Source organism: Paraburkholderia sp. SECH2 (assembly GCF_030464795.1).
In the GTDB taxonomy this organism is placed as follows: Bacteria; Pseudomonadota; Gammaproteobacteria; order Burkholderiales; family Burkholderiaceae; genus Paraburkholderia; species Paraburkholderia aspalathi.
The window spans coordinates 104,009-129,147 of the sequence record NZ_JALPRH010000015.1 but is presented as its reverse complement, the minus strand read 5'-3'; the positions used below and the strand labels follow the sequence as shown (position 1 = coordinate 129,147).

Sequence of the window (25,139 nt, the reverse complement as noted above, 5' to 3'; positions counted from 1 at the left end):
CTACGCTCGTTGAACGGCGCGTCACGTAGAGTCCGGCGCGCCGCTCACGAGACATGGAGACAGACAAATGAGCAGCAATCGCGGCGTCGTGTATCTAGGGCAGGGCAAGGTGGAAGTTCAGTCGATCGACTTTCCGAAGATGGTCGATCCGCGTGGCCGGTCAATCGGCCACGGCGTGATCCTGAAGGTGGTAAGCACGAATATTTGCGGCTCCGATCAGCACATGGTGCGTGGCCGCACGACCGCCGAGGTCGGCCTGGTACTCGGCCACGAGATTACCGGCGAGGTGATCGAGGTGGGCCGTGATGTTGAAACGTTGAAGGTTGGCGACCTGGTGTCGGTACCGTTCAACGTCGCTTGCGGACGCTGTCCGACCTGCAAGGCGCAGCACACCGGCGTGTGTTTGAATGTGAATCCGTCGCGGGCGGGCGGCGCTTATGGCTACGTCGACATGGGTGGCTGGATCGGCGGCCAGGCCGAGTACGTACTGGTGCCGTACGCCGACTTCAATCTGCTGAAATTCCCCGACTACGCGCAGGCGATGTCTAAAATCCGCGACCTGACGTGTCTGTCCGACATTCTGCCGACCGGCTATCACGGCGCGGTGATGGCAGGCGTGAAGCCTGGCGCTACCGTTTATATCGCGGGCGCGGGGCCGGTGGGGATGGCGGCGGCTGCATCCGCACGCTTGCTGGGCGCAGCCTGCACGATCGTTGGCGATATGAATGAGGCGCGTCTCGCGCATGCTCGCAAGATGGGTTTCCAGACCATCGACCTGTCGAAGGACGCGACGCTCGGCGAGCAGATCGAACAGATTCTTGGCAAGCCCGAAGTGGATTGCGCGGTGGACTGCGTCGGTTTCGAAGCGCACGGTCACGGCAGCAGCGGCTCGCATGAGGAAGCGCCGGCCACGGTACTTAATTCGCTGATGGAAATCACGCGTGCCGCGGGCGCGATCGGTATTCCGGGCCTGTATGTAACGGACGATCCGGGCGCCACCGATGCCGCCGCCCGCAAAGGCAGCCTGAGCATCCGCTTCGGCCTCGGCTGGGCCAAGTCGCACTCGTTCCACACGGGGCAGACGCCGGTGATGAAGTACAACCACAATCTGATGCAGGCGATCCTGTGGGACCGGCTGCCGATTGCGGATATCGTGAACGTGACGGTCGTCTCGCTCGATCAGGCCCCGGACGGTTACCGGCAGTTCGATGGCGGCGCGCCGAAGAAGTTTGTGATCGACCCGCACGGGTTGCTGAAAGCGGCTTGATGGCGCGGAAAGGGACCGCGTTCGCGGTCCCTTCAATCAGCGAGGTATTCGACTCAAGCCGCGAGCACCGGCACTGCGGCCAGCGACGGCGCCTGCTTGCGCCGTTCGCGCGTCGGCGCGGTGCCGAACGCATCGCGGTAGCTCTTCGAGAAGTGGCAAGCCGACTGGAAACCGCAAGCCATCGTGATGTGCATGATCGACATGTCGGTCTGCAGCAGCAACTCGCGGGCGCGCCGCAAGCGCAGCGTCAGATAGTAATGCGTCGGCGTCATCCCGAGATGTTCGCGGAACAGCCGCTGCAATTGCCGCTGTGACATGCCGGCGAGCCGTGCGAGTTCTTCGCGCGAAAGCGGCTCTTCGATGTTGTTCTCCATCAGCGAGATCACTTCGAAGAGAGACTTGTTGGCCGAACCGAGCCGCGCCACCAGCGGCATTTTCTGTTGTGCGCTGTTATCGCGCACGTGTTCGACGATGAACTGCTCCGCGATCTGCGTGACGCGTGCCGTGCCGACTCGCGGTGTGATCAGGTTGAGCATCATGTCGAGCGGCGCCACGCCACCCGTGCAGGTGACGCGATCACGGTCGATCACGAACAGTTCTTTCAGAAAGCGCGTGTCGGGAAACTCTTCCTTGAGCGCCGACATGTTCTCCCAATGAATCGCACACGCGTAACCGGCCAGCAAGCCGGCACGCGCCAGCGCATAGGTGCCGGTGCACAGGCTGCCGAGCACGCTGCCCATGCGGGCGAAGCGGCGCAGCGCGACGAGATGGGCAGGGGTGGTGGCGCGCTGCACGTCGATGCCGCCGACCACGAACACGATGTCCGGCTGACCGACAGACTCGACCGAACCCGTATCGACCGAGAGGCCGTTGCTCGCCGTCACCGGGCCGCCTTCGGGGCTCACGATCGACCAGCGGTAAAGCGTTTGTCCAGTCAGGTAGTTCGCCATGCGGAGAACTTCGATCGCGTTGGTGAACGCGATCATCGTGAAGTTCGGCACCGGCATGAATGCAAAGTGCGACAACGACGCCGTGCGATCGGTGGACATGGGGGAAATGATTCCTTCGAATCTGTAATGTCGCGTCGCCGTGGGGAGCAGCGACTCCTGCAATTTTGAGTACTAGCGCAACTAACGTGCCATCAGGCTAAACCCTCGGTTGCGCATCAATACAGTCGGATCGCTCAACGAACAGCACCAGAACGGAGCTACCCGAGCCCACACGCGCACCCGAACTGCGCACAACGATCAGCTGCAGTGCAGCAAACGCGCGAACCGCTAACGATCGTTCGAAACCTGCCAGCGCGACTTGTCGAAAAAGGTCGCTCATGGCGGAAAAGGCAAAGAACGCGTCTGAATTCGTAAATTGGCGCGCGGGGCGAGAGTCAAGAATAGACGCAATGCAGACCGGTGGCAGCAGGGCTTCACAGCCCGGCCAGTAGCCCGCTTCCGGTCCTTCGCCAACCACCCCACGGACCTTCCATGTTGAACCCGAATCCTTTCTTCGAAGAATCGCTGGCCACGCGTGACGCGGCGGTGCGCGGCGCCATTTTGAAAGAGCTGGAGCGCCAGCAGTCGCAAGTCGAATTGATCGCGTCGGAAAACATCGTGTCGCGCGCGGTGCTCGAAGCGCAAGGCTCGGTGCTGACCAACAAGTACGCGGAAGGGTATCCGGGCAAGCGCTACTACGGCGGGTGTGAATACGCCGACGTGATCGAAACGCTGGCGCTCGATCGCATCAAGCAGCTCTTCAACGCGAAGTTCGCCAACGTGCAGCCGCATTCCGGCGCGCAGGCCAACGGCGCGGTGATGCTCGCGCTGGCGAAGCCGGGTGACACGGTGCTCGGCATGTCGCTCGACGCGGGTGGCCACCTGACCCACGGCGCCAAGCCGGCGATGTCGGGTAAGTGGTTCAACGCGGTCCAATACGGCGTGAATCGCGACACGATGCTGATCGATTACGAGCAGATCGAAGAACTCGCGCAGCAGCACAAACCGGCGCTGCTGATCGCCGGCTTCTCGGCTTATCCGCGTGCGTTGGACTTCGCACGGCTGCGCGCAATCGCCGATGGCGTGGGCGCGAAGCTGATGGTGGATATGGCGCACATCGCCGGCATTATCGCGGCCGGGCGTCATCAGAATCCGGTCGAGCACGCACACGTCGTCACATCGACCACGCACAAGACGTTGCGCGGTCCGCGCGGCGGCTTTGTACTGACGAATGACGAAGACATCGCCAAGAAGATCAACTCCGCCGTGTTCCCGGGCTTGCAGGGCGGCCCGCTGATGCATGTGATCGCCGGCAAGGCCGTTGCCTTCGGCGAGGCGCTGCAACCGGGTTTCAAAACCTACATCGATAACGTGCTCGCGAATGCGCAGGCACTCGGCGAAGTGTTGAAGGCGGGTGGCGTCGATCTGGTCACGGGCGGCACGGACAACCATCTGCTGCTAGTCGATCTGCGCCCGAAGGGCCTCAAAGGCAATCAGGTCGAACAGGCGCTGGAACGCGCGGGCATCACCTGCAATAAGAACGGCATTCCTTTCGACACCGAGAAGCCGACGGTCACCTCCGGCGTTCGCCTCGGCACACCCGCAGGCACGACGCGCGGCTTCGGCGTGAGCGAATTCCGTGAAGTCGGGCGGCTGATCGTCGAGGTGCTCGACGCGCTGCGAGATCACCCGGAAGGCCATGCCGCAACCGAACAACGCGTGCGCCGCGAAATTTTCGCGCTGTGCGAACGCTTTCCCATCTACTAAGCACGCCTGGAGCAAACGATGAGCACTCTGCACGACAACAGCATCATCATCGACGGTCTGAACATTTCGAAGTTCGAGCGCTCGGTGTTCGAGGACATGCGCAAGGGCGGCGTAACCGCGGTGAACTGCACGGTGTCGGTCTGGGAAAGCTTCCAGAAGACCGTCGACAACATTGCCGAGATGAAGCAACAGATCCGCGAATACGGCGAGATCCTGACGCTTGTGCGCACCACCGACGACATCCTGCGCGCGAAGAAAGAGAACAAGACCGGCATCATTTTCGGCTTCCAGAACGCGCATGCGTTCGAAGACAACCTCGGCTATATCGAGGCCTTCAAGGACCTCGGCGTGAACGTGGTCCAGCTTTGCTACAACACGCAGAATCTGGTCGGCACGGGCTGCTATGAACGCGACGGTGGACTGTCGGGCTATGGCCGTGAAGTGATTCAGGAGATGAATCGCGTTGGCATCATGGTCGATCTTTCGCATGTAGGCGGCAAGACGTCGTCCGAAGCGATCGCGGCCTCGAACAAGCCGGTGTGCTACTCGCATTGCTGCCCGTCGGGGCTGAAAGAGCATCCGCGCAACAAGAGCGATGAGCAACTGAAAGAGATCGCTGACGCGGGCGGTTTCGTGGGCGTGACGATGTTCGCGCCGTTCTTGAAGCGCGGCCCGGACGCGACCGTCGAAGACTATATCGAAGCGATCGAATACGTGGTGAATCTGATCGGTGAAGACCAGGTTGGCATTGGCACGGACTTCACGCAAGGCTATAGCACTGAGTTCTTCGACTGGATCACACACGACAAGGGCCGTTATCGCCAGTTGACGAACTTCGGCAAGGTGGTGAATCCGGAAGGCATTCGCACGATCGGCGAGTTTCCGAACCTGACGGCCGCGATGGAACGCGCCGGTTGGAGCGAGACGCGCATCAAGAAGATCATGGGTGAAAACTGGGTACGCGTGTTCGGCGAAGTCTGGAAAGTTTGATTCGCCATCCACCGAACCTGAACCTATAAAAACGGAGCCCGCACATGCAACCCCAACTGCCTATCGACGTCGATCCGAACACCGGCGTCTGGACCACCGACGCGCTGCCGATGCTCTACGTGCCGCGTCATTTCTTCACGAACAACCACACGGCTGTCGAGGAAGCACTTGGCATCGACACGTATGCCGAGATTCTCTACAAAGCCGGCTACAAGTCCGCGTATTTCTGGTGCGACAAGGAAGCGAAACAGCACGGTATTGCCGGCATGGCGGTGTTCGAGCATTACCTGAACCGCCTGTCGCAACGTGGCTGGGGCCTCTTCACGATCACAGAAGCCGATCCGTCCAGCTCACGTGCCCGCATTGAATTGCACCACTCGTCGTTCGTGCTCGCGCAGCCGGGCAAGGAAGGCAAGCTTTGCTACATGTTCGCCGGCTGGTTCGCGGGCGCGATGGACTGGGTCAACGACACCGCGCCGGATGGACAGCGCAAGGGTCCGCCGTCCCATTCGAAGGAAGCGCGCTGCGCGGCCGAAGGCCACGATCACTGCGTGTTCGAAGTGTCGCCGCTCGCGTCGTAAAAACGCACAAAGCCTATCTATTCCGAGGTCGATCGCGATGCGTTACCCGAACCTTTTCAAGCCTCTCACGCTGAACAAACTGACGTTGCGTAACCGCATCGTCAGCACCGCGCACGCTGAGGTGTATGCGGAACCGGGTGGTCTGCCCGGCGACCGCTATATCCGTTACTACGAAGAGAAGGCCAAGGGCGGCGTCGGCCTCGCCGTGTGCGGTGGCTCGAGCCCGGTGTCGATCGACAGCCCGCAAGGCTGGTGGAAGTCGGTGAATCTCTCGACCGACAAGATCATCGATCCGCTCGCGCGGCTCGCCGAAGCGATGCATCAGCACGGCGCGAAGATCATGATTCAGGCCACGCATATGGGGCGCCGCTCGGCGTTTCACGGCGAACACTGGCCGCATCTGATGTCGCCGTCGGGCGTGCGTGAGCCGGTGCACCGCGGCAATGCGAAGATCATCGAAGTGGAAGAGATTCGCCGCATCATCACGGACTTTGCCGCGGCTGCCAAGCGCGTGAAGGATGCCGGCATGGACGGCATCGAAATCTCGGCGGCTCACCAGCATCTGATCGATCAGTTCTGGAGCCCGCGCACGAATTTCCGCACCGACGAATGGGGCGGTTCGCTCGAGAACCGCCTGCGCTTCGGCACGGAAGTGTTGAAGGCGGTGCGCGAAGCGGTAGGCGCGGATTTCTGTGTTGGTCTTCGCATGTGTGGCGATGAATTCCATGAAGACGGTCTCGATCACGAACAGCTGAAAGAGATCGCCCAGGCGATGAGCGAAAGCGGCCTGATCGATTACCTCGGCGTGATCGGTTCCGGTGCGGATACGCACAACACGCTGGCGAACTGCATGCCGCCGATGGCGCTGCCACCCGAGCCGTTCGTGCATCTCGCGGCCGGGATCAAGTCGGTGGTGAAGCTGCCGGTGATGCATGCGCAAAGCATCCGCGATGCGGGCCAGGCAGAACGTTTGCTCGCGAGCGGCATGGTCGATCTGGTCGGGATGACACGCGCACAGATCGCCGATCCGCATATGGTCATCAAGATCCGCGACGGTCGCGAGGACGAGATCAAGCAATGCGTCGGCGCGAACTATTGCATCGACCGCCAATACAACGGGTTGGACGTGCTGTGCGTGCAGAACGCCGCGACATCCCGCGAAGAAACCATGCCGCACGTGATCGCGAAGACACGTGGGCCGAAGCGCAAGGTGGTGGTGGTCGGCGCAGGCCCGGCTGGACTGGAAGCGGCGCGCGTGGCGAAGTCGCGCGGTCATGACGTGGTGCTGTTCGAGAAGAACGACTACGTCGGCGGTCAGATCATGCTGGCCGCGAAAGCGCCGCAGCGCGAGCAGATGGCGGGCATCGTGCGTTGGTTCGATATGGAAACGAAACGCCTCGGTGTCGATCGGCGTCTTGGCGTTGCGGCTGACGAAAAGACCATCATGGCCGAGAAGCCGGACATCGTCGTGTTGGCGACAGGCGGTTCGTCGTTCACGTCGCAAGTCGCGGCGTGGGGCGTCGAAGAAGGGCTCGCGGTCAGTTCATGGGATGTGCTGTCGGGCAAGGTCGAGCCGGGCAAGAACGTGCTGGTTTATGACGGCGTCAGCACGCACGCTGGCGCAGGCGTCGCGGACTTCATGTCGAGCCGCGGGTCGAACGTCGAGATCGTCACGCCTGACGTGAAGGTTGCCGATGACGTCGGCGGTACCACGTTCCCGATTTTTTATCGCCGCCTCTACGCGCAAGGTGTGATTCATACGCCTAACTACTGGCTCGACAAGGTGTACGAGGAAGACGGCAAGAAGATCGCCGTGATCCGCAACGAGTACACGGAAGAGCAGGAAGAGCGCGCGGTCGACCAGGTGGTGATCGAGAACGGCAGCACGCCGAACGACCAGCTCTACTGGACGCTCAAGCCCGAGTCGGTGAATCGCGGCCAGGTGGACGTGCACAAACTCTTTGCGTCCGAGCCGCAACCGTCGCTCAGCGAAGAACTCGGCAACGGCCGCTTCCTGCTGTTCCGCGTCGGCGACTGCATTTCCATGCACAACATTCACGGCGCGATCTATGACGCGCTGCGCCTTTGCAAGGATTTCTGACGATGAGCCCCGTGTTTGTCATCACTGTCCTGCTGTGGTTGTCGGTGGCGGGTCTCGCGTTCGCGCTCGCCAAACGCGCTGCCTATTGGCGTGAAGGCCGTGCCACGGCGGCGGGTGCGTACGGCTGGACCAATCTGCTGGCGATCCCGAAGCGCTATTTCGTCGACCTGCACCATGTGGTCGCTCGCGACCCGTACATCGCGAAGACGCACGTCGCGACGGCGGGCGGAGCGATCCTCGCGATGGCGCTGGTGTTCGTCAACTACGGTCTTGCGATCTACTCGCCGTGGCTCGACAAGCTGATCTTTCTAGCGGCGCTGGTGATGCTGGTCGGCGCGGTGTTCGTCTGGCGTCGGCGGCATGGCGCGAAGGCGGTGCCGGCACGGCTCTCGCGCGGGCCTTGGGATCATCTCCCGCTGCTGCTTGGGTCGTTCGCGCTCGGGTTGGCGCTCTTCATTGCGCTGCCGGCCGCGGCGATGTCGGGTGCTTTGGCGATTATCGTCGCGTTGCTGATCGCAGTCGGCGCGTTCACGATGACCTTCGGCGCGGCTCGCGGCGGTCCAATGAAGCATGCGCTCGCCGGGTTGCTGCACCTCGCGTTTCATCCACGTCAGGAGCGATTTGCCGAGCGCAACGATAACGATGTCGTGCCGCCGACTGCACTGAAGGTGCCGCTCCTCGACGCGAAGGAATACGGCGTAGGCAAGCCGGTCGAGTTCCGCTGGAACCAGTTGCTGAGCTTCGACGCCTGCGTGCAATGCGGCAAGTGCGAAGCAGCGTGCCCCGCGTTTGCCGCCGGGCAGCCACTCAATCCGAAGAAGCTGATTCAGGATCTTGTCACGGGCATGGTCGGTGGCACGGACGAAGCTTATGCCGGCAGCCCGACGCCTGGCATTCCGGTCGGCAAACACGGTGGCGCGCCGGGCAAGCCGCTCGTGTCGAGCCTGATCGAAGCGGATACGCTGTGGTCGTGCACCACTTGCCGCGCTTGCGTGCAGGAATGCCCAATGTTGATCGAGCATGTCGATGCGATCGTGGATATGCGCCGCAATCAGACCTTGGTCGAAGGCAGCGTACCGGGCAAAGGTCCGATCACGCTCGCCAATCTGCGCGAAACCGGTAGCTCGAACGGCTATGACATCGGCGCGCGTTACGACTGGGCGGTTGATTTGCAGGTACAGGTCGCGCAACCGGGTCGGCAGGTGGACGTGCTGTTGATTGCCGGTGAAGGCGCATTCGACATGCGCTATCAGCGCACGCTGCGTGCGCTGATCAAGGTGCTGAACCGGGCAGGGATCGACTACGCGGTGCTCGGTGGCGTCGAAACCGATACCGGCGATACGGCACGGCGCCTCGGCGACGAAGCGACCTTCCAGCAACTTGCTCAACGGCTGATCGGCACGCTCTCGCAGTACTCGTTCCGCAAGATCGTTACCGCCGATCCGCACGTGCTGCACAGCCTGCGCAACGAATATCGCGCACTCGGCGGTTTCTACGAGGTCCAGCATCACACGGCACTGATCGAAGAACTGGTTTCGAGCGGCAAGCTGTCGCCGAAGGCGGTCGCCGCGTTCGCGGACCGCAAGATCACGTACCACGATCCGTGCTATCTGGGCCGCTATAACGGTGAGACGGAAGCGCCGCGCCGCTTGCTGAAATCCATCGGTATCAAGGTGGTGGAGATGGAACGAAATGGTATGCGCGGACGTTGCTGCGGAGGCGGCGGCGGTGCGCCATTGACTGACATCCCCGGGAAAAAACGCATTCCGGACATCCGTATCGACGACGCCCGCACGATCGGCGCTGAAATCGTCGCGGTGGGTTGCCCGAATTGCACGGCGATGCTCGAAGGCGTGGTCGGCCCGCGTCCGGAAGTGCTGGACGTCGCCGAACTGGTTGCAGCGGCGCTGGAGTAACGTCATGAACAATCTCAAACGAATCGATCCGCGCCGGCCGTTCACGATTACGGCCGATGGGCTCAGGCGTATTACGCTCGGCGTGACGGCTGTTGCCGGCTCGACGGAACTGGCGGCGCATGGCTCGACGGGGGCGGCGCATCGCGAGCACGCAAAACCGCGCCGCACGACGGCTGCAGCGCAGCGCGTGCTGCTGGTGGCTGCTCACGCGGACCGCGGCGCGCTGGATGATCACGCGCGTCAGACCTTAGCTGCCGCCGCGTTGATCGCGGATGCGACCACTGAAGTCGTACTGCTCGTATTCGGTGAGTTCAGCAGCGACGCCGCTGCGCTTGGTGCCGACAAGCTGATCGAGTTGCCGATGTTCGACCGCCGCGTTTTCGCGCCGCTCGACGAATTGAACGCACTGGCCGCGTGCGTCGCGGCCTACGCGCCGGCGCATATTTTCCTGCCGGACAACGCGACCGGCGACGGCGACCTCGGTCGCCGTTACGCGGCCGCCGCGAACGCGAGTGTCGCGACGCATGTCGTCGAGATCGATGCGACCCATGTCGCTGCTTATATTCAAACGAATACGGCGTTCGCTGTACGCGCACTGCCGGAAGTCGTGTTGCTTGCACCGAACGCGGTCGATCCGAAGCTGCCGTTTTTGGGGGCAGGCGAGCGAGTGGTGTGGCGTTTCGACGGCGAACCGGCATCGTCCAAAGGCGTCGTGCGCGATCTTGGCATCGAGGAAATCGACGCCGCCCAACTCGCGCTCGAAGAAGCGGATTTCATCGTTTCGGCGGGCAACGGCGTTAGCGATGTGCCCGCGTTCGAGCGTCTTGCGGCCACGTTAGGCGCTGCGATCGGCGCAAGCCGCGTCGCCGTGGACGACGGCAAGTTCACCCGCGACAAGCAGATTGGCGCCACCGGCAAGACGGTCGAGGCGAGCGTCTATATCGCGTTCGGCATTTCCGGCGCGGTTCAGCATCTGCAGGGCATCAAGGATTGCCGGCACGTGATCGCCGTGAATCTCGACGCCAGCGCGCCAATCGCCAAACGCGCCAATCTGACCGTCATCGGCGACGCGCAGGAAACCATCGCGGCGCTGAATGACGCCGCGGAGGCTGCACGCACGGCACGCGGCACGGGTGCTGCGCTATTGAATTCAACGGCTGTTGCGGAAGGAGCGCTTGCATGAAAATCGCCGTACTGGTTTCCGTGGGGCGGCACCCGGTCAGCGGCACGGCGCGCTACAGCCGCAACGACGCCGCCGCGCTGACGATCGCGCTCTCGCTCGCCAAAACGCACGGCGCGACGCTCGACGTGTTGCATGCGGGCGATCCGTCGAATCCGGCGCTCAAGGAGTATCTGGCACTTGGCGCGCGCACTGTCGAAGTGCTGGAGGTTCCGGCAACGCCTGAATTCCAGGGCGATGCGATAGCACCGCTCGCCACGCGTTTGCAAGGCTACGACCTTGTATTGACCGGCACCCGCGCCGAAGGCGCCTTCGATAGCGGCATGCTGCCGTATCAAGTAGCGAGTGCGCTTGACATGCCGTTGGTCGGCGCAGCGGTCGATTTGACGATTCGCGACGGCCATGCAGAAGTCCGGCAATTCATGCCGAAAGGGTTGCGCCGCCGCGTCGAAGTGCGGCTGCCGGCCTTGATCTCCGTGCATCCGATGGCCAACGCGGCGCCGAGCTACGCCTATGCAAGGCTGCGCGAAGGCACGATCCGTCCGGTCGCGACAACAACGCCCGGAAGGCCACCCGCCGCCAACCCCGACGAACCCGCCTGGACGATCCGCCCCGCGACCGCCAAACCGGTGCGCCTCGCCGCAGCCGAAAAGCGCTCGGGCCATGCCCGCATGCTCTCGGCGACGACGACCGAAAGCCGCGGGGGCAGCGTCGTAATTGAAGGGAGTTCCGTCGAAAAAGCACAAGTGATTCTCGCGTATTTGCGCGAGCATCAACTCGTGGATTACTGATTTCCGGTTCGGGCGAGCATGCGACCAGGAGGGCCTGGCGCAGCGCCAGACGTGACATGCAACGGAGCACACAATGAAAGTTTCGGCAGACGTTTGCGCAATGATCGAACGCCGCAAAAAGAATCACACGCTGGAAGCGCCGTTCTATACGGGCGAGGAAATTTTCGCGCTCGACATGGAGGCGATTTTCCGCAAGCACTGGATTCAGGTCGCGGTGGAACCGGATGTACCGGAGCCGGGCGACTACATCACGGTGGAAATCGGCAACGATTCGATTCTGATCGTACGCGACGACGACATGCAGGTGCGGGCGTTTCACAACGTTTGCCGCCATCGAGGCGCACGTTTGTGCAATACGGACAAAGGTTCGCTCGGCAATATCGTTTGCCCGTATCACAGCTGGACCTACAACCTGAACGGCGATCTGATGTTCGCCGAGCATATGGGCGACCAGTTCGACCGCTGCAAGCACAGCCTGAAAGCGGTGCACCTCCAGAATCTTGCCGGTCTGATCTTCATCTGTCTCGCTGATGAACCGCCTGCTGATTTCTCGGTGATGCGCGCCGCGATGGAGCCGTACCTGCTGCCGCACGATCTCGCCGGCTGCAAGGTCGCAGCGACGATCGATATCATCGAAGAGGGCAACTGGAAGCTCACGATGGAGAACAATCGCGAGTGCTATCACTGCGTCGCGAACCATCCCGAGCTGACGATTTCGCTTTACGAATACGGTTTTGGGTATCAGCGCACGCCCGCCAATGAAGAAGGCATGGCCGCGTTCGAAGAGACCGTGGCGCGCCGTACCGCGCAATGGGAGGCGATGAAACTGCCGTCGGCGGAAATCGACCGTCTGGCGGATCTGGTGACGGGTTTCCGCACGCAACGCCTGCCGCTCGATCGCGACGGCGAATCGCAGACCATGGACGCGAAGGTGGCCTCGAAGAAGTTGCTCGGCGGCTTCGAGCAGGCCGACCTCGGTGGTCTCTCGTTCTGGACGCAACCGAATTCGTGGCATCACTTCATGAGCGATCATATCGTCAGCTTTTCGGTGATTCCGTTGTCGGCGGGCAAAACGCTGGTGCGCACCAAGTGGCTAGTCCACAAGGATGCACGCGAAGGCATCGATTACGACGTGAACAATCTCACGGCCGTGTGGCGCGCCACCAATGACCAGGATCGCGCGCTTGTTGAGTATTCGCAACGCGGCGCGACCAGCAGCGCCTATGAACCGGGTCCGTACTCGCCGTTCACCGAAGGCCTCGTCGAGAAGTTCTGCGAGTGGTACATCGGCCGTATTGCGGAATTCAGCAATGCGCCCCAAACCCATGATGCCGGCGATACGCCGGTTTCGCACGGCGAAAAAGTCGTGTCTTTCATGCGCTGAGCGCGATACCGCAACCAGGAGCGGGAGAAAATAATGATGCGCGATCAGGCGACGCTTCAGCTCAGCCCCGAGCCGGCTCCAAACCGCGAGGTGTCAAGCCGCGAAACTTCGAGCCGGGTGACGCAACCGAGGTTCTGGGAGACGTTGCCGGCGCGTTGGAACAGCGATACCGACGAGACGCTGGTGTGCTGCCAGGTCCGTCAGGAAACGCATGACGTCAAGAGCTTTTTCTTTCGCGCACCGTCCGAGCGGGCGTTCGTGTTCGAGCCGGGACAGTTCATTACGTTGGAGTTGGAGATCGACGGCGAGGCCGTGAATCGCTGCTATACGATCTCCTCGCCGCCCACGCGTCCGCACACCATTTCCATCACCGTGAAGCGCGTGCCGGGTGGCAAGGTATCGAACTGGCTGCACGACAATTTGCACGCGGGTACGCAGGTTCGTGTGCTGGGGCCGTCCGGCGAGTTCACCTGTGCGCGGCATCCGGCGCGAAAACTTCTGTTCTTGTCGGCGGGTTCGGGTGTTACGCCGCTGATGTCGATGAGCCGCGCGCATCACGAGCTCGGGGAAGATAGCGACATCGTCTTCGTGCACAGCGCCCGCACGCCGGACGACATCATCTTCGCGCGCGAACTCGATCTGATTGCATCGAATCAGGCCAATTTCCGCACAGCGTTTGTCTGCGAGCGGGTTGGTGCGCGCACGAACTGGCCTGGTGTCACCGGGTTTCTGACCTTGCCGCTGCTTAAACTCATCGCGCCGGATTTTCTCGATCGTGAGATTTTCACCTGCGGTCCGGCGCCGTACATGCAGGCAGTCCGTCATCTGCTGGATGAAGGCGGCTTCGATCGCAGCCATTACCACGAGGAAAGCTTCTCGTTTGAGACGATCAGTGAAGTGGCCGCGCAATTGACGACCGCGCATGTCGCCGATGCGTTGCAGGCGCCCACGGCAAGCGCGGAGAGCTTTGTCGAAGCGCGTGAGCACGCGGCTGGATTTGCACCCGCGCAGGTGCCGATCACACCGGTGGAAATAGAAACGACGTTCAAGGTGAGCTTCGCCAAAAGTAATCGCGAGATCGAATGCGGCAGCGGCCAGCACGTACTCGAGGCGGCGAAGAAAGCCGGCATACGGCTCCCATCCTCATGCACGCAGGGTATGTGCGGCACCTGCAAGGTGAAGCTGGTGTCCGGTGAAGTCGCCATGAAACACGCCGGTGGGATCCGTCAGCGCGAAATCGATCAGGGCATGGTGCTGCTGTGCTGCAGCAAGCCGTTGAGCGATCTCGTCGTCGATAAGTAAGACAAGAGCGGCGCCTGGACTTTCGGTCGAAGTCGCATGCGGACAACTGGATGTCGGAAAACAACGCTACCCGGCAATTCTGGTTGGCGATTCTAAATGCTCAATGGGTAGTTTGACGGCAAACGGGAGAACGGCGATGAGACTGATCAAAAAGATATTCGTGTTGAGCGCGTTGAGCGCGGCGCTGGCGGCAAGCAGCGTGAGTGTGTCGGCCGATACCAAGCCGACCATCAAGATCGGCTATGTGGAAGGCTGGGACGACAGCGTTGCAACCACAAATGTCGCTGCGCGCGTGATCGAAAAGCGCCTCGGCTATCAGGTGCAGCTCGTGCCGGTCGCGGCCGGTGTGATGTGGCAAGGCGTAGCGCGCGGCGACCTCGACGCGACGCTGTCCGCATGGCTGCCGGTCACGCATGGCGCGTACTGGAACAACTTCAAGGATAAAGTCGTCGACCTGGGTGCCAACTTCAACGATGCGAAGATCGGCCTGATCGTGCCGGATAACGCCGACGTGAAGAGCGTTGGCGATCTGGAAGCGAAGAAGACGGAATTCGGCTCGCGTATCGTCGGTATCGATGCCGGCGCGGGCGTAATGCAGAAAACGAGCGAAGCGATCAAGGCATACGGGCTCGACTATCAGCTGATGCCGAGTTCGGGCAGCGCGATGACCGCTGAACTGGCGCGCTCGGAAGCGGCGAGCAAGCCGATCATCGTGACTGGCTGGAAGCCGCACTGGATGTTCGCGAAGTACAAGCTCAAATTCCTCGAGGATCCGAAGAAGGTGTTCGGCGAAGCGGAGCACGTGGATAGCGTCGTCAATCCTGGACTGGAGACGAAGGCGCCGACGGTCGTCGCGTTCCTCAAGAAGTTTCAATGGAAACCGGGCGAGATCGACAGCGTGATGCTGGCGACGCAGAACGGCGAGAAGCCGACGGCGGCTGCCGATGCGTGGATCAGCGCGCACGGCGATCGTGTGGATAGCTGGGTGAAGTGATGTCGTATTTGATGTGAGTGAGTTGCCGCTTGTTTAGAGCGGCAACTCGTACGATAGAGAACGCCGCTTTTCAGCGGCGTTTTTTTTATTGCAGAACGACAGTCCGATCGCCGTTGATAAACACCCGTCGCTCGATAAACGCCTTCACGGCCCGCGCGAGCGTGATGCATTCGACGTCGCGTCCCGTCGCCAGCAGCCGCTCCGGGCTGTATGAATGATCGACGCGCTCCACGACTTGCTCGATGATCGGACCTTCGTCGAGATCGTCGGTGACGAAGTGCGCGGTTGCGCCAATCAGCTTTACGCCACGCGTATGTGCCTGGTGGTAAGGCTTGGCGCCTTTGAAGCCAGGCAGAAACGAATGGTGGATGTTGATCGCACGTGCCGCGAGCGCACGGCTCGTTTCGCCGGAAAGAATCTGCATGTAGCGCGCAAGAATCATCAACTCGGCGCCTGAGGTTTCGAACAGATCGAGCAAACGCGCCTCCTGTTGGGGTTTGGTATCGGCGCTGATCGGCAGATGATGGAACGGCAAGCCGTGCTGCTGCGCGAGCGGTTCGAGATCGCGATGGTTCGAGCCGATACCGACAATATCCATCTTCAACTCACCCATGCGCCAGCGGAACAGCAAATCGGCGAGACAGTGTTCGAGTTTCGACACCATGATCAGCACCTTCGGCCGCGTGCTGACGTCGTGCATCGCCCATGTCATCTGAAAGCGCTCGGCGATCGATTGGAATTCTCGCTTGAGTGCCGCGATGTGCAGGGTCTCGTTGGTATCGACGCCATGAAACACGCAGCGTACAAAAAAGCGCTCGCTTAGGTCGTCATCGAAAACGGTCAGTTCGTCGATATAACAATGATGCCGGTCGAGAAAGCCGACGACGGCGGCGACCTGGCCCGCCGCGCTAGGACAGGCGACCGTGAGAACCAGTTGATCGGGACGGGAATCGGCGGACATGCGCTCTCCACTTAGGCAATAGGGCAACGCCGCGGGGCGCGGCATGCATCATCGCAGTAGAGCAAATCAGCGGTACAGGGGGATAGAAGCTAACCGCCGTCGCGCTGGAATGGGAGCGTCAGGGGAGGGTGGGGCGGTGGTGCACGGCATTGACGGCTTGCCGTGCTCAGTCAGCATCGAGGCCACATTCGCCAAGCAGCCATTGGCGGAACGCGCTGACCGCCGGTGTCGCCGCGCGCTGCGTGACGAGCAGATAGCCGCGTTCCGTCACCACCGGCGTGTCGAACAGTTCGACGAGTTGCCCCGTGGCAAGAAGCTCGTCGACTAGTGGCGCCCAACCGAGCGCGATGCCCTGGCCCATGATCGCTGCGTGCGCCACGAGCGTAAAGCTGTTAAACGTGATGCCGCGATGTGCAGCCGGCGCATCGAGCCCCTGCGCGGCGAACCAGTCGGCCCACGACAGCCAGCGTGCCGGTTGGGTCGGTTCTAGATGCAGCAGCGGCAAGCTCAACAAGTCCGACGGCGTGTGCAATTCCGGATGCGCCGCGAGAAAAGCCGGACTGCACACCGGCGTGACACGCTCAGGAAATAGCTTGAGCGCACCCCGCGCGCTCAGGTCCGCATCTTCATCGCCGAACGCAATCGCAATGTCCGCCTGGTCGTGCGATGGATCGAATACGCTCTGCGACGTGATGATCTTGACGTCGACGTCCGGCATCAGCGCCTTGAATTGCGAAAGCCGCGGCATCAACCAGTAGGTCGCGAAACCGAAGTCAGTGGAGAGCGTGAGCGTTTGCGGCGTGCGCCGCGCGCGGATCTCGGCGGTGGCGAGGCGGATGGTGTCGAGGGCGTTGCGCACCGCTTCGAAGAGGCGCACACCATCTTCCGTCAGCGTGACACCGCGATGGCCGCGTTCGAACAGCGGCACACCGAGTGCTTCTTCGAGTTGCACCACACGCTGACTAACCGCCGGCTGCGTCGAGCCCAGTTCGCGTGCAGCCGCCGTGAAGCTCGCGAGACGCGCTGCGGATTCGAACATCGTCAACGCCTGCATCGGCGGCAAGCGATCCTGCCTCGACATAAGGCCCCCTTATAGGCACATAACGATTTGCCGTCTTCACAGCGGCAAATTGGACGGCAATAGTGGTGTTCACGCGAGGACCGGCACACCGGTTATCCCGCTTGCAACGACACCCGCACCCCTATTTGCGATTCTATTCGAGGCACGCTCCAATGCATGACACGAAACAGAATATCCTTATTCTGATGGCCGACCAGATGACGCCGTTTGCGCTCGCTGCATACGGGCATCGTCTAACGAAAACCCCCAATCTCGATCGCCTCGCGAAGCAGGGCGTGGTATTCGATTCCGCGTATTGCGCCAGTCCATTGTGCGCACCGTCGCGCTTTTCTTTTTTATCGGGCAAGCTGCCGTCGGCGATCGGTGCGTATGACAATGCAGCAGAGTTTCCGTCGCAAACGCTGACTTTCGCGCACTATCTTCGCGCAGAAGGATATCGCACGATCCTGTCCGGCAAAATGCATTTCTGCGGCGCCGATCAACTGCACGGATTTGAAGAGCGGCTCACAACCGACATCTACCCAGCCGATTTTGGCTGGACTCCGAACTGGGACGATTTCGAAACGCGCCCCACGTGGTACCACAACATGAGTTCGGTGATCGACGCGGGTCCGTGCGTGCGCACGAACCAACTGGACTTCGACGATGAAGTCACGTTCACCACGCGCCAGAAGCTCTTCGATATCGCACGTGAGCGGCATGCAGGCAAAGATGCACGGCCGTTCTGCATGGTCGCCTCGCTGACGCATCCACACGACCCGTACGCGATTCCGCGGAAGTACTGGGACATGTATGCGGATGAAGACATCGATCTGCCCGCGCATCGCGATTCGCTCGATGAAGCCGATCCGCATTCGAAGCGCCTGCGCCACGTATGCGAAACCGACCACACGCCGCCGACCGACCAGCAGATCCGCAATGCAAGACGCGCTTATTACGGCGCGATCTCTTACGTCGATGACCAGTTCGGTGCGATCATCGAGGCGCTCGAACAGTCAGGGCTCGCGAAAGACACCCTTATCGTGGTGACGTCCGATCACGGTGAGATGCTCGGCGAGCGCGGGCTCTGGTACAAGATGACGTTCTTCGAAGGAGGCTGCCGCGTACCGTTGATCGTTCATGCGCCGCAGCAGTTCGACGCGCATCGTGTGCAAGAGTCGGTGTCGCATCTCGATCTGCTGCCCACGTTAGTAGAGATGGCGCGCGGCGAGCAGCCTGCAACCTGGCCGGATTCGCTCGATGGCCAAAGTCTCGTACCGCATCTGCACGGCACACAAGCTGGCCATGACGAAGCGATCGGCGAATACCTGGCGGAAGGCGCTATAGCGCCGGTTGTGATGCTGCGACGCGGACGCTTCAAATTCATTCACACGCCGGCCGATCCTGACCAGTTGTACGACGTAACATCGGACCCACTCGAACGCGAGAATCTCGCCGCGCGCGCCGAATATGCATCACAGGTCTCAGCATTTCGTGAGGAGATCGCGCAACGCTGGAACCTCGCCGCGCTGCACAACGAAGTACTGAAAAGCCAGCGCCGCCGCCGTTTTCATTTCGAGGCCACGACGCAAGGCACGGTCGTGTCATGGGACTGGCAGCCGCATGTCGATGCGAGCCAGCGTTACATGCGCAATCACATCGACCTCGACACGCTCGAAGCGATGGCGCGTTTTCCCGCCGTAACGCGCTGACGTCTCCGCTCACGATTCAACCCATCTACAGGAAGCCGACATGATGAAAAAGCTCTTCAAACAGGCTGTATCCGGCGTTGCGCTGCTGTGCGCGGCGGCCACCTTTGCCGTGGCTGCCGAGCCGCAGTCCTGTACTCAGGTCAACATGGCGGGGCCCGGCTGGACCGACATCGACGCGACCAATGCGATGACCGGCGTGCTGTTGAAGGCGCTCGGCTACCATCAGAACGTGTCGAACCTGTCGGTGCCGATCACCTATCAAGGCCTGAAGAAAGGCCAGATCGACGTATTTCTCGGCAACTGGATGCCAGCGCAGGCACCGGTCGTGAAGCCGTTTGAGGATGAAAAATCGATCGAGGTCGTGCATCCAAATCTGAGCAACGCAAAGTTCACGCTCGCGGTGCCCGACTACGTGGCGGCAGCTGGCGTGCATTCATTCGCGGACCTTGCGAAGAACGCCGACAAGTTCGACAGCAAGATCTATGGCATCGAACCGGGGGCGCCGGCCAATCAGAACATCAAGAAGATGGTCGACGACAAGGCATACGGGCTCGGCAGCTGGAAGCTCGTCGAATCGAGCGAGACCGGCATGCTCACGCAGGTCGACCGCGCGGTGCGTGAGAAAAAATGGATCGTGTTCCTTGCATGGGAGCCGCATCTGATGAACACGAAGTTCAAGCTGACTTACCTCGACGGCGGTGACAAGTACTTCGGGCCGAACTACGGCGGCGCCACGGTGAATACCGTTGCGCGTAGCGGATACGCCGAGCAGTGTCCGAATGTCGGCCGTCTGTTCAGGCAACTCACATTCAATGTCGATCTGGAAAACGGCGTGATCACCGAGGTACTCGAGAAGAAGACGGGTGTTGCCACGGCCGCCACCGAAGCGCTCAAGCGCCACCCCGAATTGCTGAAGTCATGGCTTGACGGCGTCAACACCGCCAGCGGCGCCAATGGTTTGCAAGCGGTGCAAACCGCACTCGGTGTGAAATAACTCCGGCATTCCTGACTACGAGGTCGCTACTCGACAGATTCATGTCGCATCCGGTCGAATCATCTTAAATCTGGACACTTATTCTTGACCCGTCGATGCAGACATACAGGTGATCGTACGCAGTGCCGATAGCTTCGATCAGCCTGGCCGGCTAATTCAGGGTTAGCTGGCCAGGTCAGTGTTAGTGAGCTTCAATCCGTTTCAATCAGTCTCAGCCGATTTCGAACTGCCCGTCATGCGAGAAGCGCCGCGCGTTGGAAGACAACCCGCAGCAGGGATCGCTTTATCTAACGAAATACGCAGGCAAAGAGCAGGGGAGAACTAGATGAAGAAGAAAAATGCCGTTAGTCTTTCGGGACTCGCTCTCGCGGCAAGCGCGGCATGCGCACCGACGGCGGTCCATGCGCAAAGCAGCGTCACCTTGTACGGGATTCTGGACGCCGGTATCACCTACGTGAACAACGCCGGCGGCGCACACCAGTTCAAATTCGACGACGGCATTTCGTACGGCAACCGGATCGGCTTCAAAGGCGTGGAAGACCTCGGCGGCGGCTTGCAAGCGGTCTTCGTGCTCGAATCGGGTTTTCACCTGGGCAATGGACAATATGCATTCGGTGGTGCTGAATTCGGACGCCAGGCGTATGTCGGTATCAAGAACTCATGGGGGACATTCTCGTTCGGTAACCAACTCGATATGACCGAAGAGTTTGTCTTTCTGTACAACATCTCCGCGTGGGCGAGCGGCTACGCGATTCACCAGGGCGACTTCGACCGGATGAACGGCGACCGTCTGCCGAACTCGGTGAAGTTCCTGTCGAACGATTTTGCCGGCTTCACCTTCGGCGGCATGTACTCGTTCGGTAACACCGCCGGCGACTTCCATCAGAAGAGCGCATGGAGTGTGGGCGCGCATTATGACCACGGTCCATTCAACATGGGTGTTGCTTATACGCAGTTGAACAATCCGTTCGGCATTTATGCGTTCGACCCGTACGCGATGATCGGCACGCACACCTTCCTCGGCCAGCCGACCGTTTCCGTCGATCCGGCCACTGGCGCGGTGACCGATCTGTATAGCTCCTCGGCATTCCCGGTGGATAAACAAGGTGCGTTCGCGATCGGCGCCGCGTATACGATCGGCAACCTGATGATCACCGGCGATTTTACGTACACGACGATCAAGGGCTTCGGGCAGACCTCGCGCATGCAGGTTTACGAAGGAGGCGCGTCGTATAACTTCACGCCTGCGCTGTCGCTGTACGGCGGCTATCAACACACGGCCTTCGAAGGCAATCACTGGAACCAGGGCTCGCTCGGACTGCACTATCTGTTGTCCAAACGTACTGATGTGTATGTTTCCGGCGACTATCTGCGTGCGTCGAATGGCGTGAATGCGGTGATCGGCTACAGCTTCACGCCGTCGTCGTCGAATACGCAGTCTGATGTACGGATCGGGATGCGGCATTCGTTCTGAGGCATCTGTAGTGAGGAGAAGCGGGCGACACGCCGGTCACTGCGCCGCGCCGTCGCTCTGTTTCTTGTGTTGCGACGCCATCCGCTCCTGCTGGGCGGGAGGTACCGGATCGTAGTGGCTGAGCTGGATGCTGTAGTTGCCGTGCCCGCCTGCGATGGCGTTCAGCCGCGACTGATAGTCGTTGAGTTCGGACAATGGCACCTGGCCTGCGACGACCACGGCGTTGCCCGCGGCCGAGCGTGTGCCATGGACTTGTCCGCGCTTGGCGGAGAGGTCGCCGATAATGTCGCCCATTGCGGCTTCAGGCGTCATCACCTCGATGTCCACGATAGGTTCGAGCAGGACGGGTTGAGCTTTCAGCACCGCATCGATGAAGGCCTTGCGCCCGGCGGAAACGAACGCCACTTCCTTGGAGTCGACTGAATGGCTCTTGCCGTCAAAGACGGTGACTCGTACGTCCTGCATCGGGAAGCCGGCCAGCGGCCCGCTATCGATAACCTGAAGAATGCCTTTTTCCACGGCGGGCATGAACTGCCCAGGGATGGCGCCACCCTTGACGGCGTCGACAAATTCGAAGCCCGTACCGCGCGGCAGTGGCTCCACGCGCAGCATCACTTCGCCGAATTGCCCGGCGCCGCCGGTTTGCTTCTTGTGACGATGGTGCCCCTCGGCTTTTGCGCCGATGGTTTCCCTATAGGCGATCTTCGGTGGGCGCGTCACGACCTCCAGCTTGTACTGCTCGGATAGCCGCTCCAGCATAAGGCGCAGGTGCAACTCGCCCAGTCCGCGCACCACCGTCTCGTTGGTGCCGACCGGGTGGTCGATGCGCAGACATGGATCTTCCGCACTCAACTTTTGCAGAATCTCCCAGAGGCGCTGCTCGTTGCCGCGGCGCGCAGGCTCGATCGCCAGTCCGTAGATTGGCGTGGGGAAATCGAGCGGGGTCAGGTGGATGTTGCCGTCCTCGGGGGCGTCGTGCAGCACGGCGTCGAAACCGATCTCATCGATCTTGGCCGTGGCGCAGATATCGCCTGGGCCGGCTTGTGGGACATCCACGTGTTCCTTGCCCTGCAGCATCATCAGATGGGCGACCTTGAACGGCTGGCGTGCGTCGCCGATATAGAGCTGGCTATCCCGCCTGATCGTGCCCTGATGGACGCGAAACACGGCCATCTTGCCGATGTAAGGGTCCACGACGATCTTGAAGGCGTGGGCCAATACATGCTTGTCGGCGACCGGTTCGGCACGCACGACTTCCTGGCGGCCGCGGGTATCGCGGTAGAAGAGGGGCGGGTTGCCTTCCATGGGATTGGGCAGTAGCCGGACGAACACGTCGAGCAATTCCGCGATGCCAGCACCGTTTGCTGCCGACGTGAAGCAGATCGGCACCAGATGCGCTTCGCGCAACGCACGCTCGAAGGGCTCATGCAACTGCTCCGGGCTGATGGCTTCGCCTTGCTCCAGGTAAAGCTCCATCAAAGCGGGATCGATCTCGACCACTTGATCGACCAGCGCATTGTGCGCCGCCGCAACAGACAGGAAGTCGGCGTCGCCCGCGGGGTTGAAAAAGCAATCCACCACCTGGCTGCCGTTCTGCGCCGGTAAGTTGATGGGCAGGCATTCCTTGCCGAAGGCCTCCTGGATTTGCGTCAGAAGCTCCGGAAGATCGACTTTGTCGCGATCTATACCGTTCACGATGATCATTCTGCAGAGCTTGCGTTTTTCCGCCCACGCCATCATCCGCCGAGTGGTCATTTCGATGCCGGTCTGTGCATTGATGACAATGGCGACGGTTTCTACAGCGGGCAGGGCGCTGATCGACAGCCCGGAAAAGTCCGGATAGCCGGGCGTATCCAGCAGATAGACGCGGGTATCCCGGTAGTGCAGGTGGGCGACCGCGGAGTTCAGGGAGTGGTGATATTTGCGTTCTAGCGGGTCGAAATCGCAGACCGTGTTGCCGCGTTCCACGCTGCCGGGCGCGCGTAATTCGCCACCCTGATGGAGCAGGGCTTCGACAAGCGATGTCTTGCCACATCCTGCATGGCCGACCAGAGCGATGGTGCGGATGGCGTCGGGGCTGTAATGCATGGCCGCCCTCGTCCAGTAGTGGATGTGGGGCCATTATTGGCGAAAACGGACCGGTGTGCCATACGACGCCATCAGTGCTGACCCTTAAGCGACCGGCCATCGAATACCTGATTCGCGGGGACGTGTTGACGGCAAGGCCGATGCGTGTTCGCCAGCGTCAAACGAGGCGCAAAATTGAATCGTCCGGTGGAAGTTATGCGCAGCCTGCTGCAAAGCCGGCGCGATCCTCAGACGGAGGCCACAATGATCGATTTCAGGGAAGCCCGGGAGCGGATGGTTGTACGGCAAATCGTTGCGCGGGGTATCCGCGACGTCAACGTGCTATCCGCGATGCGCCGTGTGCCCCGCGAGGAATTCGTGCCTGCGCAACTGCGTGAATTCGCGTACGACGATGGCGCGTTACCTATCGCGAACCAGCAAGCGATTTCGCAGCCCGCCATTGTCGCGCAGATGATAGAGGCGGCCGAACTGGGTCCACGCGACCGTGTTCTCGACGTCGGCACGGGATCGGGGTATGCCGCTGCAATTGCGGCGGCAATCGTGGCGCACGTCCATTCCGTTGAACGCGATCCGGTGCTCGCCGACACCGCACGCGAGACGCTGGCGCGGGTGGGCATATTCAACGTGACCGTTTATCTCGGCGACGGCACGGTCGGTTTGAGTGACTATGCGCCGTATGACGCGATTATCGCCGGGGCTGGCGGCCCGCGTATCCCGCAGGCATGGCGTTCGCAACTGTCGATTGGTGGGCGGATCGTGATGCCGGTAGGGCGCGAGCGTCACCATCAGCAATTGATCAAACTGGTGCGGTACGGCGAACAGGATTATCACGAGTGCTGGTTGGGCGAAGTGAGCTTCGTACCGCTAATTGGTGAGGACGGTTGGGCGGATTAGAGCCGACCGGCTTCCATGAGCGCGATCATCTGGACGGTCGCATCAGCCGCACATTCGGCGATATCTTCTTCGCTGGGGTTCTTTAAACCAAGCAACGCATCGTCGAAAAGCCTGGCTTTCAGAAGTGCCGCGAAGGTTGCACCGGCGCCATATTTATCGCTTACTTCCCAGCCCGTGACAGGCAGCCAGCGATCAAGGTAGCTCGTGAACAGTGCGTCGCGTGTGCCCGTCACTTCGTCGCGATAGCGGCGCGCCAGTTCGGGGAAGCGAGGTGCGTCCCGTGTGACGACGCGATAAAGGTCCAACTGCTCTTTCGAAAGAGCGTGTCGTAAATAATCGCTACCCGCAATTGGCAATGCCACGGCCGGCGGTTCGCTAAACCAGGCTGGTTCGCCCGGTTCTGCGGGTTCCGACGCGTCAGCCGACTCTGTGCCGCTAGGCGAGCAGGCCGCTTGCATCACTGCACTGAACAGATCGTCTTTGCTCTCGAAGTGACGGTACAGCGTCTTGATGGACACACCGGCGTCCGCCGCGATGCGATTGACCGAGCTTTCGGCATAGCCGCTTTCAAGGAACGCCCGCAGCGCGGCGTCGACGATCATCGTTCGCTTGCGCGACATCAACGCGGCTTTCGGATTGTCGTCCGACCAGGTCTTGACCATAAGTGTCCCTCTTTTATCTGCTTGACGAATGA

At 61.1% G+C, this 25,139-nt stretch carries 20 protein-coding genes; 15 read left to right on the top strand and 5 right to left on the bottom strand.

Translation table 11 applies throughout. The annotated features are described in order from the left end of the window. Window positions 1-67 precede the first annotated feature (67 nt). Window positions 68-1,267, top strand: a complete 1,200-nt coding sequence (gene fdhA / locus M0D66_RS23630) for a formaldehyde dehydrogenase, glutathione-independent (protein WP_093644447.1) — start codon at window positions 68-70, stop codon at window positions 1,265-1,267. A gap of 53 nt (window positions 1,268-1,320) precedes the next feature. Here the strand turns inward: fdhA and M0D66_RS23625 are convergent, their stop codons facing one another. Beyond that, window positions 1,321-2,316, bottom strand: a complete 996-nt coding sequence (locus tag M0D66_RS23625) for a GlxA family transcriptional regulator (protein ID WP_211706350.1) — start codon at window positions 2,314-2,316, stop codon at window positions 1,321-1,323. 432 nt (window positions 2,317-2,748) lie between these two features. On the opposite strand from M0D66_RS23625, the gene M0D66_RS23620 reads away from it, so the two are divergent. The 10 genes from M0D66_RS23620 to M0D66_RS23575 all read left to right on the top strand — a co-directional run bounded on the left by M0D66_RS23620 (window position 2,749) and on the right by M0D66_RS23575 (window position 15,262). Next, on the top strand, window positions 2,749-4,023 hold the full coding sequence (locus M0D66_RS23620; RefSeq protein WP_211706351.1) for a serine hydroxymethyltransferase: 1,275 nt from the start codon (window positions 2,749-2,751) through the stop codon (window positions 4,021-4,023). An 18-nt stretch (window positions 4,024-4,041) separates the two neighbouring features. Then, on the top strand, window positions 4,042-5,013 hold the full coding sequence (locus M0D66_RS23615) for a dipeptidase (RefSeq protein ID WP_007177107.1): 972 nt from the start codon (window positions 4,042-4,044) through the stop codon (window positions 5,011-5,013). Window positions 5,014-5,057: 44 nt separating this feature from the next. Continuing rightward, window positions 5,058-5,594, top strand: coding sequence for a DUF5943 domain-containing protein (locus tag M0D66_RS23610; protein ID WP_154560696.1), 537 nt, complete (start codon window positions 5,058-5,060; stop codon window positions 5,592-5,594). A 37-nt stretch (window positions 5,595-5,631) separates the two neighbouring features. Next, a complete protein-coding gene (locus tag M0D66_RS23605; RefSeq protein WP_200652633.1) occupies window positions 5,632-7,695 on the top strand; it encodes an NADH:flavin oxidoreductase in 2,064 nt (687 codons plus the stop codon). A 2-nt stretch (window positions 7,696-7,697) separates the two neighbouring features. Then, window positions 7,698-9,611, top strand: coding sequence for a (Fe-S)-binding protein (locus tag M0D66_RS23600; protein WP_054038714.1), 1,914 nt, complete (start codon window positions 7,698-7,700; stop codon window positions 9,609-9,611). Window positions 9,612-9,615: 4 nt separating this feature from the next. Then, window positions 9,616-10,794, top strand: coding sequence for an electron transfer flavoprotein subunit alpha/FixB family protein (locus M0D66_RS23595; protein WP_211706352.1), 1,179 nt, complete (start codon window positions 9,616-9,618; stop codon window positions 10,792-10,794). Then, window positions 10,791-11,582 (top strand): electron transfer flavoprotein subunit beta/FixA family protein, encoded by a 792-nt coding sequence (locus M0D66_RS23590; RefSeq protein WP_211706353.1) that lies wholly within the window; start codon window positions 10,791-10,793, stop codon window positions 11,580-11,582. Before M0D66_RS23595 ends, M0D66_RS23590 begins: the two co-directional genes overlap by 4 nt. A gap of 73 nt (window positions 11,583-11,655) precedes the next feature. Then, complete coding sequence (locus M0D66_RS23585; protein WP_211706354.1) at window positions 11,656-12,966, top strand: SRPBCC family protein; 1,311 nt, start codon at window positions 11,656-11,658, stop codon at window positions 12,964-12,966. Between the two features lie 33 nt (window positions 12,967-12,999). Beyond that, window positions 13,000-14,268, top strand: a complete 1,269-nt coding sequence (locus M0D66_RS23580) for a hybrid-cluster NAD(P)-dependent oxidoreductase (RefSeq protein WP_093644427.1) — start codon at window positions 13,000-13,002, stop codon at window positions 14,266-14,268. Window positions 14,269-14,404: 136 nt separating this feature from the next. Beyond that, window positions 14,405-15,262, top strand: coding sequence for a glycine betaine ABC transporter substrate-binding protein (locus M0D66_RS23575; protein WP_093644425.1), 858 nt, complete (start codon window positions 14,405-14,407; stop codon window positions 15,260-15,262). Between the two features lie 85 nt (window positions 15,263-15,347). Here M0D66_RS23575 and purU read toward each other — a convergent pair whose 3' ends face one another. Further along, the gene (purU, locus tag M0D66_RS23570; RefSeq protein ID WP_093644423.1) at window positions 15,348-16,223 is read right to left on the bottom strand and encodes a formyltetrahydrofolate deformylase; all 876 of its coding nucleotides are present in this window, start codon (window positions 16,221-16,223) and stop codon (window positions 15,348-15,350) included. 166 nt (window positions 16,224-16,389) lie between these two features. After that, entirely contained in the window at window positions 16,390-17,304 is a 915-nt protein-coding gene (locus tag M0D66_RS23565) for a LysR family transcriptional regulator (protein ID WP_211706355.1), read from the bottom strand. A gap of 152 nt (window positions 17,305-17,456) precedes the next feature. On the opposite strand from M0D66_RS23565, the gene betC reads away from it, so the two are divergent. The 3 genes from betC to M0D66_RS23550 all read left to right on the top strand — a co-directional run bounded on the left by betC (window position 17,457) and on the right by M0D66_RS23550 (window position 21,463). Further along, on the top strand, window positions 17,457-18,995 hold the full coding sequence (gene betC / locus M0D66_RS23560) for a choline-sulfatase (RefSeq protein WP_200620501.1): 1,539 nt from the start codon (window positions 17,457-17,459) through the stop codon (window positions 18,993-18,995). 40 nt (window positions 18,996-19,035) lie between these two features. Beyond that, window positions 19,036-19,989, top strand: a complete 954-nt coding sequence (locus tag M0D66_RS23555; protein WP_200620500.1) for a choline ABC transporter substrate-binding protein — start codon at window positions 19,036-19,038, stop codon at window positions 19,987-19,989. Between the two features lie 325 nt (window positions 19,990-20,314). Further along, on the top strand, window positions 20,315-21,463 hold the full coding sequence (locus M0D66_RS23550) for a porin (RefSeq protein WP_211703425.1): 1,149 nt from the start codon (window positions 20,315-20,317) through the stop codon (window positions 21,461-21,463). 36 nt (window positions 21,464-21,499) lie between these two features. On the opposite strand, the gene fusA is transcribed toward M0D66_RS23550, so the two are convergent. Continuing rightward, a complete protein-coding gene (gene fusA, locus M0D66_RS23545) occupies window positions 21,500-23,551 on the bottom strand; it encodes an elongation factor G (protein ID WP_211706356.1) in 2,052 nt (683 codons plus the stop codon). A 243-nt stretch (window positions 23,552-23,794) separates the two neighbouring features. On the opposite strand from fusA, the gene M0D66_RS23540 reads away from it, so the two are divergent. Further along, window positions 23,795-24,445 carry a protein-L-isoaspartate(D-aspartate) O-methyltransferase gene (locus tag M0D66_RS23540; RefSeq protein WP_266211713.1) on the top strand — a complete coding sequence of 217 codons (651 nt, stop codon included), beginning with the start codon at window positions 23,795-23,797 and terminating at the stop codon, window positions 24,443-24,445. On the opposite strand, the gene M0D66_RS23535 is transcribed toward M0D66_RS23540, so the two are convergent. Beyond that, window positions 24,442-25,047, bottom strand: coding sequence for a TetR/AcrR family transcriptional regulator (locus M0D66_RS23535; RefSeq protein ID WP_167378510.1), 606 nt, complete (start codon window positions 25,045-25,047; stop codon window positions 24,442-24,444). The two genes, M0D66_RS23540 and M0D66_RS23535, sit on opposite strands and share 4 nt — an antisense overlap. Between the last annotated feature and the right edge of the window lie 92 nt (window positions 25,048-25,139).